Here is a 13,737-nt window from a genome sequence, read left to right as displayed (position 1 = left end):
CTTCACCGACCCGGAATCCGGGGCGAACGCGCCTTGATCATCTCGTCGGCGATGATCAGACGCTGGATTTCCGATGTGCCGTCGCCGATCTCGGTCAGCTTGGCGTCGCGATACAGCCGCTCCAGCGGCAGGTCCCTGGAATAGCCGGCGGCGCCGTGAATCTGGATCGCGTTGCGGGTGATCTCGACCGCCATCTCGGAGGCGAACAACTTCGCCTCCGACGCCACCTTGGCCAGCGGCAGCCCGCGATCGCGTAGTTCGAGGCCGTGCGCCAGCAGCAGATTGGCGGCGTCGATACTGGTCTCCATGTCGGCGAGCATCCGCTGCACCAGTTGGAAGCGGCCGATCGGCTTGCCGAATTGCCGCCGGCCGACCGCATGGTCGACGCAAAGATCCCGGGCCCGCTCGGAAATTCCGATGGCGATCGCAGCCATGTCGAGCCGGGCCGCCGGCAATGTCTGCTGCAGGATCGCGAAGCCGCCGTTCCGGCGTCCGATCAAATTGTCCTTGGGAACCCGGACATCGGTAAACGCGAGTTCGCCGGTGTCGGAGGCCCGCATGCCGAGCTTTCGCTCGCGCCGCCCCGACGTCTGGAATCCCGGCATCCCTTTCTCGACCGCAAACAGGCTCAGTCCGAGGATGCCGGCGGCCGGTGACGTCTTAGCCACCACCACGGCCACGTCGGCGACATTGGCGTTGGTGATGAAAACCTTCGCGCCGTTGAGAAGATAATGGTCGCCGGCCTCCTTCGCAGTGGTCGCGGTCGCGGCGATGTCGGAGCCACTACCGGCTTCGGTCATGGCGAAGGCACCGATGGCGTCGCCGCCGATCAAAGCCGGGAGCAACCGTCGCTTGAGCCGCTCGGAGCCGCCGAGGAAAATCGGCAGCGCCGCCAGCGTGGCATGCGCCACGGCGCTCATCGCGGTCGAGGCACAGGCCTGCGCGATCTCCCGGATCAGCCCGGCATAGACGGCGAAGCCGAGCGCGAGGCCGTTATAGTCGCTCGGAAAGCCCGCGCCGAACACACCGAAGCGCCCGACCGCCCGAAACACATCGATCGGAAACTCTTCGCGCTCGTCGGCGGTCGCCGCGCCCGGCGCCACCACGCGCTGGACGAAGGCTCTGCCATTGCTGAGGATTTCGGACTCTGCGCTTGTCATGCCGCCACCCCGAAGGCCCTGTGCCACGCATCGAGCGCGACCAAAGCGTGCGCGGTCCTGAAGATCGCAAGATTGTCGGTGCGGGCGAACTGGTTCTTCTTGTGAAAGAAGTCGTCGACCTTCTTCCTGTCGAAATAACCGGCGATGCGGGACTCCGGCGCCTGCACCAGCGCGTTGGCGCGATTGCGCTCGGTCCAGATCGATTTCGGATCGACCGGGATGGGAACAGGCCGCTTCCGCCGCGCGACCACGGCGGCGGGCAGCAGATCGGCAGCGAGGGTCCGCAGCACCACCTTGTTGCCGTCCGGCTTTGCCTTGTACGCCGCCGGCAGGTCGAGGACGTATTCGACCAGGCGGTGATCCAGGAACGGCACCCGGGATTCCACGCCCCACGCCATGCTGGTCTTGTCGAGACGTTCGAGCATCTCGACCAGATAGTACTTCAGGAACAGGTAGAGCAGCTTGTTGAGCGGATCGTGGCTCTCGAAGCTCGCCATCTCGGCCGACAAGGTGGTCCGGATCCGGTCGCGGCACCGCGTTCTCGCCACGAAGGCGGGATCGAGAAGTGCTGCGACCTCGTCGAGATAGGGCGCCCACGGGAATTCGGCCGGTGTGCCCGCGCCGCATCCATCGAGAAAGAAATGGTAGCCGGCAAACAGCTCGTCGGCACCCTCCCCCGACATCACCACGGTCACGTTCGGCTTGACCTCGCGATAGAGCAGGAACAATGACGGCGCGGTCAGGTCGACCGGCTTCTCGACGTGCCAGGTGACGCGGCTCATGACGTCGCGATATTCGTCCGACCGAAACAGAAATTCGGTGTGGTCGGTGTGATAGGCGCGCGCTACCAGCTCGGCGTAGGGGGCATCGATGTCGTCGTGCCGGAGCGTGTCGCCGTGGTCGTAGCCCATCGCGAATGTCTTGAGCCGCCCGCCGACATGTCCGGCGGCGAGCGCCGAGACCACGCTGGAATCGAGGCCGCCGCTCAGAAGCGTGCCGAGCGGAACGTCGCTCACCACTTGCGCCCCGACCGCCGCGTCGAGCATTCCGCGCACCACGTCCCGGCTGTCCTCGAGCGAGGTGCCGGCGTGGCGCACGGCCGCGCGCGGCATCGACCAATAGATGTGAAGCCGCAGTTCGCCGCCCTGCAGCGCGAGGATCCCGCCGGGCGGCAGCGAGCGGATTCCCCGGAACATCGTTCTGCCGTCGAGCAGCGACGTACAGAGCAGATAGTCCGCGACACCGTCGTGATCGACCTCGCTGCGGGCCGCCGGGTGCGCCAGGATCGCCTTGATCTCGGAGGCGAACAGGAAAACGTTGCCGAACACGCCGTAATAGAGCGGCTTGATGCCGAGCCTGTCGCGCGCCAGCACCAGCAGCCGCTTGGTGTGGTCCCAGAGCGCGAATGCGAACATGCCGTTGAATTGCGTGACGCAGTCGATCCCGTCTTCCTCGTAGGCGTGGACGATGATCTCCGTATCGCAATCGGTGGCGAAGCGATGGCCCCGGCGCTGCAGCGACGGCCGCAATTCGCGGTAATTGTAGATTTCACCGTTGTAGGTGACCCAGACGGTGCCGTCCTCGTTGCCGAGCGGCTGACGCCCGCCGGCGAGATCGATCACCGAGAGCCGCCGATGGCCGAAGCCCACGGCGCCGTCGATGTGGACGCCGGACTCGTCGGGACCACGGTGCGAGAGCTGCGCCGTCATCGATGCCAGCGCCTCCGGCGAAACCGCCGCGTCGCGCAAGTCGAGGACGCCGCAGATCCCGCACATCGCTAAGCCCTCGGCCGGCAATTATCGCAGGAGCGGCACAGCAGATCCCTTTCGATTTCCGAAGCCAGATCGATGACGGTGCCGCTCGGATCGTTCAGCTTGTCGAGCGCCGCCTCGCGGGACAGGATGCCGAGCCTGACCAGCCGGCTCATCTCGTAATCATAGGGATGGAATTGATACAGGTTCTTGTGCCGGATGATGCCGAACGCGTTCAGCCGGCAATTGGTCGAACTTGGATCGACGTCGGTGGGCTTCGACCAGCCGAGCTCGGCGAGAACGCGGTAGATCTCGTCCTCGTCGTAGCCGACGATCGGCAGCGGACTGACAATCGTCGGAAACGGGCGGGTTTTGTACTCGTCGGCGGACAGCATCAGATAATCATACGCCCACGATCCGGTGCGCTCCGCCAGCCGCGCGAACAACTGCCGCCGCAGCGGATGGGGAATGACGTTGTCCTTGAAGATCAGCTCCTGATCCGAGGCGAGCACCTGACCTGGCGTGTTGCCGAGCATCACCAACGGGACATTCTTCTCGATCGCGACGCGCAGCATCGTGGTGATGACGATGCGGATGCACGAGATGCAGACGCTGCTGCCGAACTTGGTCAGGTGGTCCGGATAGACCCGCGCCAGCGCGCTCTCCAGGAACAGCGCATTCATATGATCCTGGCGGTGCCGCACGATGATGTGGTCGATCGCCAGCGCGGAGACCACGTTGCGCATGTTGGTGAGGCAGGCCGCCGACACAAAACCATTGTCGAACGTCACCGCCAGCAGCCTGAGGCCGAACCGCGACGCCAGCAGATGCAGAAGATAGGAGCTGTCCTTGCCGCCGCTGAACGCCACCACGGCGTCGTAGCGATGGCTCTGTCGCTTGGCGTCCGCGATGACGGCCGACAGCGCCTCGGTGAGGCGTGCGGAGGGACCCGACGGATCTCCGGTGGAAAACTCGCGGCACAGCGAGCACACGCCGTCCTGGTCGATGGTGATTCCGGGGAAGCTCTCGGGAAGCACGCATACGCTGCACCGGCGCATCACACCTGCTCCATCCTCAGGCGGCCGCGGTCGATCTTGCTGTTGCCCGTCGTAGGCAGGCTGTCGACAAAGACGACGTCGTCCGGGACCATGTAGTAAGGCAAATGCCGCCGGCAGTGTTGCGCAACCGCGGTCTCGCCGAGTGTCGCGCCGCGTCGGCACACGATGAAGGCGCGCAACGCTTGCGCGCCGCTGGGGTCCGGTCGGCAGGTCACCGCGGCCAGCGCGACCCCGTCGAGCGTTTGCAGGCAGGCCTCGACGTCCTCGGGATAGAGCTGATAGCCGAGCCGCTTGACCATGGTGTCCTTGCGGCCGACGAAGCGGAGATAGCCGTCTGCATCAAGCGTGCCGAGATCTCCGGTGTAGATGCGACCGTCGCGAAAGGTCGTGGATGTCGCACGCTTCCAATACCCGGGCGACACGAACGCGCCCGCATGCACGATCTCTCCGACGGTGCCTGGGGGACAGGGCTGTCCGTGCTCGTCAACGATGCCGATGGTCACGCCGGACAGCGGCCGGCCGGCCGAGCCGCGCTTGGTAAAGAACTCCGCCGGAGCAAGACAGGTCGATCGGAACGCCTCGGTGGTTCCGTACATCATGTAGAAATCCGTCGACGCCAGCGTGCGCTTGAGCCGAAGCAGGTCGGCCTCGGGAAAACTCTCCCCGATCAATGACAGGTAGCGCAGGCAAGGCAGCGCCGCGTCGGCGAAGACGGGGTAGCGGTCTTGCATCATGCGCCAGAACGAGGGAACCGCATGAACGCCGGTGATCCGCTCGGCGGTGAGCGTCGCCAGCACATCCTTCGGAAACAGCGAGTCCTGTAGAACCAGCGTCCCGCCGACCAACGTCATGGTGAAGAGCTGGCTCAACGCGCCGTCGAACGAGAACGGCGTCAAGCTGATCAGGCGGTCATCGGCGACGTTGCCGAGCAGTTGCGCAGAGACCAGCGTCGCCTGTGACAGGATCCCGTGGGTGACCATGATGCCCTTTGCGGACGCCGTGGTGCCGGAGGTGTAGATGATCGCCGCAAGATCGTCAGCGACGCTGAAAACGTCGGCGAAAGTCTCGCCGGCCGCAGCCAGATCGTGCAGGATTGTCGAGAGTTCGATCGCCGCGACGCAACCCGCATCCGGGTCGGCGGCGACCACCGGGCCGTCGGCGCCGAACCGGATCAGCAGCGGCGGCAGCGCCGAGGCGCGGGCGGCGCGCGCGACCGCTCCGCGCTTGCTCGGATGAAAAAACAAGGCAGCGGGCTCGCACTCCGCCAGCACGTGAAGGAGCTTGTCGTCGCGGAACGCAGGGTTGACATGGACCAGGACCGCGCCGAGCTTCATGATGGCGAAGATCACCGCGACCTCCTCGACGCATTTCGCGGAGTAGATCGCGACGCGCATGCCGCGCTCAACGCCGGCGTCTTTAAGGAATGTTGCGATTTGGCTCGACATCTCGTCGAGCGTCGCATAGTTGATGCGCCCGCCATGCCAGGCAATCGCCTCCTTGTCGGGGCGGTCGCGCGCCGTTCGGCGCAACATGTCATGAACCGGGATCATTCCAGGTGGGCTACCCATGTGAACGCGCGGCGGCGGCGTGAGCGGTGTTCGCCTGAAGAGTCAGGACCAGGTTCACCAGACCATCGACGGTGCCGAAACTAGCCATGTCGATCTCATCGCCTGTAATTTCCAGACCGAACGTCTCTTCGATAAACGCCACCAACGACAGCACGTCGAGCGATGTCAGCACGCCGCTTTCAAATAGGTTGCTGGCATGGTCGAATCCGCGCTCGGATGAAATCTCTTCGATATAGACGACGATCGAATCGCGAATGCTCATCGGCATTTCCTCGGGCGCTGGCGCTTGCTCGGTTACTCTGGGCAGTTCAACTTTCGACACTTTCGCTCGCGAGACTTCAACTACTGACGAATATTCAACTCTCGACCATTTTGCTCACGACAGTCTCTCTCTCGTCTCTCTCGACCCAATCTCTCTCGACCTGCGGCCGGAACGCCGCGCAGTGGCGACAGGCCCGGCGCATCATTCGCAGGCGCAGCCGTTCTCAGCAGCAGGCGTGACCAGATCGGTCCGCCTGCGCGCGTTGAATCAGGGGATAGGTTTAGTGCACGTCCGGGCCGCTCAGGCCGCCTGACCCGTGCTGGGAACGACGGTGAGCCAAGTGCCGGCCGCCGCGACCAGAACGGCCGGGACCTCGATCCGCCGCGTGAGAACCGCATTCGGATTGATCTTGATGAACGCCAGTCGCGGCTCCTGCGTCGGCGCCGCCTTGTCGGTGCCCTCCTCCGTCGGCTTGACGTCGGCCTGCTCCTTCGCAGCCGGCTGCTCGCCCTCGGCAGGCGGCGCCTCCGCGGCGACCGGACCGAGCGCCGGATACTCAATGTCGATTACATCCCCGGCGGCAATCTCGTACTGCGCCCCGTTGAGATCGACGAGGTGAATGGCCTCGGTGCTCGTCAACACCGTCGCGACGATCAGAACATCGGCTGGTGCCGCGCCTGCCTTGGTGTCGGTTGTCGACGCCGGCCTTGCTGCTGACTGAAGTGCGGCTGCCAAGTGATCGACGGTCATTTTGCGCTCCTCTGAGTGACCTCTCGTTGCGGACCCAAGCGTCGTATGCGCCCCGCCCCAAAACGTCGGGCGCCTGATAGGGGAGTTGTTTGTCGGAGCGACGGAAGCGGAGAGCGTACTGACGAGCCTAACGCTGCGCAGGCACCCGCGAACTCTTTCGCGGAACAGATTACCTACGCGCTGTGCGCGCTTTTGAATGTCGATCCGTGCGTGGTCTTTGTTATTGCGGACGAAAAATACCGCCCGAAAGCTTGATAATGTCGACGTTTCCGTTGAGCACCGCTGGAAGACAGCTTCCGGGAAATGGAACGACCCAGGCTGCTACGAATGCGATGCCACGAACGTCTCGCGTCTTGAACGACGACCTGATCAAAAAATAACATATCGCATCGTTTTGGCAACTGCTAATTGTAGATTCCCGTCGAAGGTCTGCCTGTAGCAAGATGTAGCAGTATGTAGCAGGATGTAGCAGTGAGAAAATCACTGAACGACTAAGCCGCGACTTCCGGTGTGGATCACAGCTGCGATGTGGGAACGTCTCACCGAGGTGACTGCCAATTTCCCCGGCGATGCGCGGGTGTACCTCGCGCAGATCGGGCCTTCCGCGCCGTCGCTCGCTGAAGCGAGCATTCTGAGCATCGGGGAACGGACACGTGCAGAGGTGTTCGAGCTCCCGTTCCTGCGCTGCCGCTTCATGTGGCGACGGATCCTTCTGAGAACAGTCATTGCCACGCGTCTTGGCTGTCAGCCCGATGAGGTCGACCTGCAGTCTTCTTCCATGGGACGTCCATTCGTCGCGGGTGCGGAATTTGACTTCAGCATGAGCCATTCGCGCGACGTCGCGCTGATTACCGTTACGAGCGGCTGCGGGCGGATCGGCGTTGACATAGAAGCGGTGGTGGCGATACCGGATCAAGAGCAGATTGCAGAGATCGCATTCACCACGCACGAGCAGAGCGAATTGAGGCGGTATGATCTCTCAAGCGAAGCGTTCTACCGAATTTGGACCTGCAAGGAAGCGTGCCTCAAAGCAATCGGGACCGGCTTCCACCTGGACCCGCGAGCCGTGGACATCGGCATCGTGGATCTGGCCGCACCGACGGTGCGACGCGCTCCAAGATCCTCGAGACTCTCATTGATGTGCTTCGAGCCGACCAACGGGTACACCGCCGCGCTGGCGCTGCGCCAATGAACTCGCCCCGTTTGGGTCAACATGTTTTCACTCCTCGGTTCGGAATATCGACGCCCGGTCACAGCGTTGCGCGGCATTGCGATCGCCGCGTTCGCAACATCCGTGCCCCAGGGCTGCTGACGTTGCCCCCGCGGCCTAATCCAGGTTGAAGTTCGTTCTGGCCCAAGACGAGGACCAGAACATGAAGCGCAGTGGATTTTCGGAAGAGCAGATCATCGGGATTTTGAAGGAGCACGAGGCCGGCGTTACCGTCGCCGATCTGTGCCGCAAGCACAGCGTCAGCGATGCCAGCATCTACAAGTGGAAGGCGAAGTTCGGCGGGATGGACGTCTCGGAGGCCAAGCGGCTGCGGTCGCTGGAGGACGAGAACACCCGGCTGAAGCGGCTGCTAGCCGACGCCATGCTGGACAACGCGGCGTTGAAGGATCTCCTGGGAAAGAAGTGGTGGCGCCCGCGCGGAAGCGGAAAGCTGTCGCTCATCTTCAATCGGGATTCGAGATGAGCGAACGGCGGGCGTGTAAAGCCGTCGGCTGCTGCCGCATGACCATGAGATACAAGACCACCCGTTCGGACGAGGCAGGCCTTCGTCTGCGGATGAAGGCGATCGCCCATGAACGCCGCCGCTTCGGCTATTCCAACTGTCCCTTTGCCCTTGTTGCTTTGTGTTGTGGTGCCGGCGAGATTTTCACTCGACGGCGTAGCTCCGATCGGCTGCCAAGACGCTCCAAACGCTAGTGAAGCGGACTTATACCAAAGGCGCCGCTCTCTGACTCATTTGTGATCCCCTCGGTGGGCGCGGATCTGATTCGATGGCGTGGGGAGGATTCGCGCCATGCCATCAGCAGTGCCATTGCGAACGGATTTTTCGGCCGGCGAGCTTCGGCTTTTGGCGAAGCGATCGAAGGACAACAACCAAAGCCGGCGGCTGTTGTCGTTGGCGGCGATTGTAGACGGGATGAACCGGACCGACGCAGCCCGGATCGGCGGGATGGATCGACAGACGCTGCGGGACTGGGTTCATCGCTTCAGCGAAGCTGGACCCGAGGGGCTGCTGGACAACTGGGCCAGTGGACCGGCTTCACGGCTGTCGCCAGATCAGCAGGCCGAACTCGCGGCGATCGTGGAGGCCGGCCCCGATTGGGAGGCAGACGGCGTGGTCCGCTGGCGGCGCGTCGATCTGAAGCGAGTGATCTTCGAGCGCTTCGGCGTCGAATATCATGAGCGGCATGTCGGGACGCTGTTGAAGAAGCTCGGCTTCTTGCACATCAGCGCGCGGCCGCGTCATCCCGGGCAGGATGCCGAGATCGTCGAGGCTTTCAAAAAAACTCCACGCGCGCATTGAGCGTGCATCTGGCGGAGGTGCCCGAAGGCACCCCGATCGTAATCTGGTTCCAGGACGAGGCCAGGATCGGCCAGAAGAACGGCGTGGTCCGGCAATGGGCCAGGCGCGGATCGCGGCCGCGACAGCCCGCCGACCAGCGCTACGAAGACGCCTACCTGTTCGGCGCGATCTGTCCGGCGCGCGGCACCGGCGCCGCGCTCGCGCTGCCGCAAGCCGACACCGAGGCCATGCAGCTTCATCTCAACGAGACATCCCGTCACGTCGCCAAAGGCGCGCAGGCCGTGCTGCTGATGGACCGCGCCGGATGGCACACCACGACGAACCTCGACATGCCCAACAACATCACGCCGATCTTCCTGCCATCGCGTGCACCTGAACTGAACCCGGTCGAGAACATCTGGCAGTACATGCGGGCCAACTGGCTCTCAAACCGCGTGTTCGAAAGCTACGACGCCATTGTCGATACCGCCTGCGAAGCGTGGCAAAGACTCGTCGCGCAACCCGACACAATCACTTCAATCGGGATGCGAGACTGCGCTCATGTCGGTCAATCTCAATGCCGGATGAATATCGATCAGGCTGTGCTCGGCTTCGCTGGCGCTATCGTCCTTATCGGACTTGGGTTCGGCTGGTTCGTCACCCCGTATTGGCTGCTGCTGCCGGCTTTTGCCGAGGTGAACATGATTCAGGCATCGTTCACCGGCTTCTGTCTCGCCGCAATAGTGTTCAAGAAACTCGGAGCGCGCAGCGGTTGCGCCTTCTCGTGACGCGCCTGGTGCCCACCGCGCCGAAGCCTCCGTTGAAGGCTTCGATGAACGCGCTATCGGTCCGCTTGCCAGACCGCTGACGTCGAGCGTGACGCCATCGACGTCGGCAACGCGGCACCTCATGGATCTCTGAGACATACGAAGAACGGACCGGCCGAGCCATAAGCCTCGACATATCCGTGCTGGTTGAAGCCGAGCCGATGTAAAAGAGCGATCGCCCGGCTGTTCTTGGGATTGGTGATGGCGCAGACCGCCTGCGCGTCCAACGCGACGAAGGCGTGGCTGATCAATCGCCACATTGCCTCGCCGGCCAGTCCTCGTCCCCAATGCTGATGGCAGAACCTAAAGCCGACCTCGAGCAGCGCAGACTGCTGGAACGGCTTGACATAGACCCAGCCGACAAATTGGTCGGAGCTGCGATCGCGCACGGTCCAGAATCCGAGTTGCGGGTCTTGGTCGGCCGCGATCGCGGCGCGAATCCGGGCGCGGTGCTGATGCGGCTCGATCTGGTCGAAGGCGTAGGCCGCGACGCGCGGATCCATGTCCATGGCGAGGCAGTCTTCGAGATCCGCGATCCGCCGTCGCGCCAGCCGCAGCCGTTCGGTCATCAATGGCGGAACCGGCTGGATCGCGCCCGTGGTCATGACAGGCTTCTCAGCGCGACGATCGGATCGAGCCGGGAGGCCCGCAGCGCCGGCACGAACCCGAACACCAGGCCAACCAGGGCGGAGAACAACAGCGCGCCCAGCACATGATGCGCAGCGATCAGTGTCGGCCACGCGGCGATCGCCGCGATCGCCGCCGCCAATCCCCAGCCGATGGCCACGCCGACCGCGCCGCCGGTCGCAGCCAGCAGGCCGGCCTCGGCGAGAAACTGCGCCAGGATGTTGGCTCGTGTCGCCCCGATCGCCAGTCGCAGTCCTATTTCCGGGATCCGTTCGGTCACCGCGACCAGCATCATGTTCATGATTCCAACCCCGCCGACGAACAGCGAAATCGCCGCAACGGCGGCCAGCAGCAACGACACCGCGTTGGCGCTGGAGGCCACCGCATTCATGATTTCGGTGAGATTTCGAAGCTGGAAATCGTCCTCCTGATCGGAGACCAGCCGGTGGCGTTGCCGCAGCAAGGCGCGGACCGATTGGCTGGTTTCGGACAGCACCGCGCCGTCTTCGGCCTTGACCAGGATCGCTCCGACGCTGCCGTCGCCAGTCGGGTTGCCGCCAATGATGCGCCGCCGCACGACGTCGATCGGCACGATCACCAGGTCGTCCTGATCCTGCGCCACCATCGACTGGCCTTTGACCGCGAGCACGCCGATGATCCGCAGCGGAACGCCGCGGATGATGATCTGTTCGTCGATCGGATTCTGCTCGGGGAACAGCAAGCCGGCCACGGTCCGCCCGATCAGCGCGACGGTTTCCCCGCTGCGGCTTTCCTCGGCATCGAACCGCCGGCCGATTTCCACATCCCATTCTCTAGCGGTCAGGAAGCGGTTGTCCGCGCCGAACACCGAGGTCGCGGTGTTGGTTCCATTGCCGAGGACTTGCGCCTGAGTGCGCAGGAACGGCGAGGCGGTGACGGCCTCAGGAATCTCGTTCTGAATGGCATCGGCATCGGCTTCCGACAGGTTAGACGTGGTGCCCGCACCGAGGCGCAGGCCGCTCTGGAAGCCGGCGCCGGAGGTCACGATGATCAGGCTAGCACCGAGCGCGCGAATTTGTTGCGCGACCGCCGCCCGTGCGCCCTCGCCCACCGCCATTACCGCGATCACCGCCGCGACGCCGACGACGATGCCGACCATCGTCAGCGCCGAGCGCAGCCGGTTGGCGCTCAGCGATCGCAAAGCCATCCGGCCGAGGTCCTGGATCATCATCGGACGGCGATCCGCGGAGCGCGCGCGTCGTCGACGACCCGGCCATCATGCAGCCGGATGGTTCGACCGGCATGCGCTGCCACCGACCGATCGTGGGTGACGATGATCACAGTCGACGACGCTCGATTGACGTCCGCCAGCAGTTGCAGGATTTCTTCCGATGTGGCGCTGTCGAGCGCGCCGGTGGGCTCGTCCGCCAGCAACAGTCTTGGCCGCATCACCAATGCGCGCGCGATCGCGACCCGCTGCTGCTGGCCGCCGGACAGTTCCGGCGGCTTGTGCAACAGGCGTTCTCCGAGGCCGACTCGTTCGAGCATCTCCCTGCTGCGACGGAGCCGCTCGGCAAGCGGGCAATCGGCATAGATCAGCGGCAGCGCGACATTCTCAAGCGCGGTTTCGCGCTGCAACAGATGAAATTGCTGAAACACGAAGCCGATCTCGCGATTGCGCAGCGCAGCCAGTTCGTTGTCACCGAGCCGCTGGGTGGGACGCCCGGCCAACAGGTAGTTTCCGCTGGTCGCGCGATCGAGGCAGCCAATCACCGCCATCAGCGTCGACTTGCCGGATCCCGAGGCCCCGGTGATCGCGACGTACTCCCCCTCGTCGATCAACAGCTCGACATCGCTGACGGCTACCACCTCGGTCTCCGGCATGCGGTAGATTCGCGACACCTTCTCGAGCGAGATATGGACGGTCATTGCAGGCTGATCCGGGGACCGCCGTTGGCCGCGCCGGTTCCCAGGATGACGCGATCGCCGGCGTGGATGGCCCCCGCCAGCACGGTCGTCACGCTGCCGTCGGAGACACCGATCTCCACCGGCACCGGGCGAGGCGCGTCGGGGCGGTCCAGCACGTAAACCGTCTGCGTCGAACGCTCCTCGGGTTTGGCGTTCGGCGGTCGCCAGCGCAGCCCCGCGTTCGGAACCACCAGCGCTTCGGGAATTTCGTCGGTTAGAATGCGAGCCGTCGCGGTCATGCCGGGAAACAGCTCCCCGTCCGGATTCTCGACGCTGACCAGCGCGGTGTAGGAGACGACGTTCTGGTTGATCTGCGGCGCCACACGGATTGCCAAGATCGTCCCCTTCAGCTCGCGTAGCGGCTGCGCCGGCACCGAGAAAATCACCTGCTGTCCGCGGCGGACGCGCTTCACCGCGGATTCGTCGATCACCAGATGCAGCTCCATGCGTTCCAGGCTCTCGGCGAGGGTGAACAGCGTCGGCGTCGCGAACGAGGCCGCGACGGTCTGGCCCAGTTCTACGGTTCGCTGGAGGATCACACCGCGGACCGGAGCGACGATATTGGTGTGCTCCAGTTCGACCGCGGCCTCCTCGGCCTTCAACTGCTGGATATCGACCGTGGCGGTTGCGAGCACCAACTCGCGTCTGGCAATCTCGTGCTCCTGCCGCGCGGCATCCACCGCGATCCGCGCGGTGGCGAGTTGGGCTTCCGCCGACGCGGTCGTCGTCTCGGCCTGGCGCGACTGCACGGTGACCGAGTCGAGATCGGCGACGCTGATCGCGCCGGTCTTCGACAATTCCCGCCGCCGCGCCAGCTGCCGTCCGGCGATGTCTTCGGCCAAGCCGGCATTGCGCAGTTTGGCTTCCCGATCGGCCACCTCCGATCGCGCCCGCTCCACCTGCACGGCCGACAGTTCCACTCTCGCCTCCCGCAACGACACGTCGGCCCGTGCGCTTGCCAGCTGCGCCAGCAGGCCCTGGTAGCGCTTGCCGATCTGATCGGACGAGATCCGGGCAATCACCTGATCTCGCTCGACATGGTCGTTCGGCTTGACCAGAATCTCCACCACCTGCCCCGACACTTGCGAGCCGACCAGGACTTGGGAGATCGGCTGCAGCGATCCGCTGGCGCGAACCACCGCGACAAACGGCCGGCGCTCGACCGACGCGGTGCGATAGTGGATCGCGCCATTGATCCCGACGCCGTTGCTTCGGGTGATCAAGAGCACGTAGGCGCTGCTGGTCGCCGCGACGATCAACGCCACCCCATATAG

The 13,737-nt window shown here is 64.2% G+C and carries 13 protein-coding genes and 2 pseudogenes; 5 read left to right on the top strand and 10 right to left on the bottom strand.

Features of this window, described 5'->3' with window-relative positions:
• Nucleotides 1-2: 2 nt before the first annotated feature.
• The 5 genes from RPC_RS10260 to RPC_RS10240 are packed head-to-tail and all read right to left on the bottom strand — an operon-like array spanning nt 3 to nt 5,799.
• Complete coding sequence (locus RPC_RS10260; RefSeq protein WP_011472507.1) at nt 3-1,160, bottom strand: acyl-CoA dehydrogenase family protein; 1,158 nt, start codon at nt 1,158-1,160, stop codon at nt 3-5.
• On the bottom strand, nt 1,157-2,935 hold the full coding sequence (gene asnB / locus RPC_RS10255) for an asparagine synthase (glutamine-hydrolyzing) (RefSeq protein WP_011472506.1): 1,779 nt from the start codon (nt 2,933-2,935) through the stop codon (nt 1,157-1,159). The genes RPC_RS10260 and asnB overlap by 4 nt, the downstream gene beginning before the upstream one ends.
• 2 nt (nt 2,936-2,937) lie before the next feature.
• Entirely contained in the window at nt 2,938-3,969 is a 1,032-nt protein-coding gene (locus RPC_RS10250) for a hypothetical protein (protein WP_011472505.1), read from the bottom strand.
• A complete protein-coding gene (locus tag RPC_RS25035; RefSeq protein WP_167532071.1) occupies nt 3,969-5,498 on the bottom strand; it encodes a class I adenylate-forming enzyme family protein in 1,530 nt (509 codons plus the stop codon). The genes RPC_RS10250 and RPC_RS25035 overlap by 1 nt, the downstream gene beginning before the upstream one ends.
• Before the next feature lie 31 nt (nt 5,499-5,529).
• Entirely contained in the window at nt 5,530-5,799 is a 270-nt protein-coding gene (locus RPC_RS10240) for an acyl carrier protein (RefSeq protein ID WP_011472503.1), read from the bottom strand.
• On the opposite strand from RPC_RS10240, the gene RPC_RS26480 reads away from it, so the two are divergent.
• A complete protein-coding gene (locus tag RPC_RS26480; RefSeq protein WP_167532070.1) occupies nt 5,792-6,112 on the top strand; it encodes a hypothetical protein in 321 nt (106 codons plus the stop codon). The genes RPC_RS10240 and RPC_RS26480 overlap by 8 nt on opposite strands.
• Here RPC_RS26480 and RPC_RS10235 read toward each other — a convergent pair.
• On the bottom strand, nt 6,100-6,549 hold the full coding sequence (locus RPC_RS10235; RefSeq protein ID WP_011472502.1) for a hypothetical protein: 450 nt from the start codon (nt 6,547-6,549) through the stop codon (nt 6,100-6,102). The two genes, RPC_RS26480 and RPC_RS10235, sit on opposite strands and share 13 nt — an antisense overlap.
• Nucleotides 6,550-7,075: 526 nt before the next feature.
• On the opposite strand from RPC_RS10235, the gene RPC_RS25030 reads away from it, so the two are divergent.
• The 4 genes and pseudogenes from RPC_RS25030 to RPC_RS25815 all read left to right on the top strand — a co-directional run bounded on the left by RPC_RS25030 (nt 7,076) and on the right by RPC_RS25815 (nt 9,850).
• Entirely contained in the window at nt 7,076-7,741 is a 666-nt protein-coding gene (locus tag RPC_RS25030; RefSeq protein WP_157043177.1) for a 4'-phosphopantetheinyl transferase family protein, read from the top strand.
• Nucleotides 7,742-7,922: 181 nt separating this feature from the next.
• Nucleotides 7,923-8,374, top strand: a pseudogene (locus RPC_RS10225) (transposase); the annotation flags it as partial.
• A gap of 199 nt (nt 8,375-8,573) precedes the next feature.
• Nucleotides 8,574-9,634 (top strand): annotated as a pseudogene (locus tag RPC_RS25465) (IS630 family transposase); the annotation flags it as partial.
• Nucleotides 9,635-9,646: 12 nt separating this feature from the next.
• Nucleotides 9,647-9,850, top strand: coding sequence for a DUF2892 domain-containing protein (locus RPC_RS25815; RefSeq protein WP_085978916.1), 204 nt, complete (start codon nt 9,647-9,649; stop codon nt 9,848-9,850).
• 119 nt (nt 9,851-9,969) lie between these two features.
• Here the strand turns inward: RPC_RS25815 and RPC_RS10210 are convergent, their stop codons facing one another.
• The 4 genes from RPC_RS10210 to RPC_RS10195 are packed head-to-tail and all read right to left on the bottom strand — an operon-like array spanning nt 9,970 to nt 13,728.
• The gene (locus RPC_RS10210) at nt 9,970-10,494 is read right to left on the bottom strand and encodes a GNAT family N-acetyltransferase (RefSeq protein WP_011472496.1); all 525 of its coding nucleotides are present in this window, start codon (nt 10,492-10,494) and stop codon (nt 9,970-9,972) included.
• On the bottom strand, nt 10,491-11,726 hold the full coding sequence (locus tag RPC_RS10205; RefSeq protein WP_041801634.1) for an ABC transporter permease: 1,236 nt from the start codon (nt 11,724-11,726) through the stop codon (nt 10,491-10,493). The genes RPC_RS10210 and RPC_RS10205 overlap by 4 nt, the downstream gene beginning before the upstream one ends.
• A complete protein-coding gene (locus RPC_RS10200; RefSeq protein ID WP_011472494.1) occupies nt 11,723-12,424 on the bottom strand; it encodes an ABC transporter ATP-binding protein in 702 nt (233 codons plus the stop codon). Before RPC_RS10200 ends, RPC_RS10205 begins: the two co-directional genes overlap by 4 nt.
• Nucleotides 12,421-13,728, bottom strand: a complete 1,308-nt coding sequence (locus RPC_RS10195) for an efflux RND transporter periplasmic adaptor subunit (RefSeq protein ID WP_041801632.1) — start codon at nt 13,726-13,728, stop codon at nt 12,421-12,423. Before RPC_RS10195 ends, RPC_RS10200 begins: the two co-directional genes overlap by 4 nt.
• Nucleotides 13,729-13,737: the final 9 nt, after the last annotated feature.

Source organism: Rhodopseudomonas palustris BisB18 (assembly GCF_000013745.1).
In the GTDB taxonomy this organism is placed as follows: domain Bacteria; phylum Pseudomonadota; class Alphaproteobacteria; order Rhizobiales; family Xanthobacteraceae; genus Rhodopseudomonas_A; species Rhodopseudomonas_A palustris_F.
The sequence above is the reverse complement of the archived record's forward strand: the minus strand, read 5'-3'. Positions and strand labels throughout refer to the sequence as shown.

Bases quoted from the DNA above. Each gene is read 5' to 3' on its own strand.
- asnB (WP_011472506.1), bottom strand. From the start codon at position 2,935: ATGTGCGGGATCTGCGGCGTCCTCGACTTGCGCGACGCGGCGGTTTCG.
- RPC_RS10235 (WP_011472502.1), bottom strand. From the start codon at position 6,549: ATGACCGTCGATCACTTGGCAGCCGCACTTCAGTCAGCAGCAAGGCCG.
- RPC_RS25030 (WP_157043177.1), top strand. From the start codon at position 7,076: ATGTGGGAACGTCTCACCGAGGTGACTGCCAATTTCCCCGGCGATGCG.
- RPC_RS10240 (WP_011472503.1), bottom strand. From the start codon at position 5,799: ATGAGCATTCGCGATTCGATCGTCGTCTATATCGAAGAGATTTCATCC.
- RPC_RS10205 (WP_041801634.1), bottom strand. From the start codon at position 11,726: ATGATGATCCAGGACCTCGGCCGGATGGCTTTGCGATCGCTGAGCGCC.
- RPC_RS10200 (WP_011472494.1), bottom strand. From the start codon at position 12,424: ATGACCGTCCATATCTCGCTCGAGAAGGTGTCGCGAATCTACCGCATG.
- RPC_RS10250 (WP_011472505.1), bottom strand. From the start codon at position 3,969: ATGCGCCGGTGCAGCGTATGCGTGCTTCCCGAGAGCTTCCCCGGAATC.
- RPC_RS26480 (WP_167532070.1), top strand. From the start codon at position 5,792: ATGCTCATCGGCATTTCCTCGGGCGCTGGCGCTTGCTCGGTTACTCTG.
- RPC_RS10210 (WP_011472496.1), bottom strand. From the start codon at position 10,494: ATGACCACGGGCGCGATCCAGCCGGTTCCGCCATTGATGACCGAACGG.
- RPC_RS25815 (WP_085978916.1), top strand. From the start codon at position 9,647: ATGAATATCGATCAGGCTGTGCTCGGCTTCGCTGGCGCTATCGTCCTT.
- RPC_RS10260 (WP_011472507.1), bottom strand. From the start codon at position 1,160: ATGACAAGCGCAGAGTCCGAAATCCTCAGCAATGGCAGAGCCTTCGTC.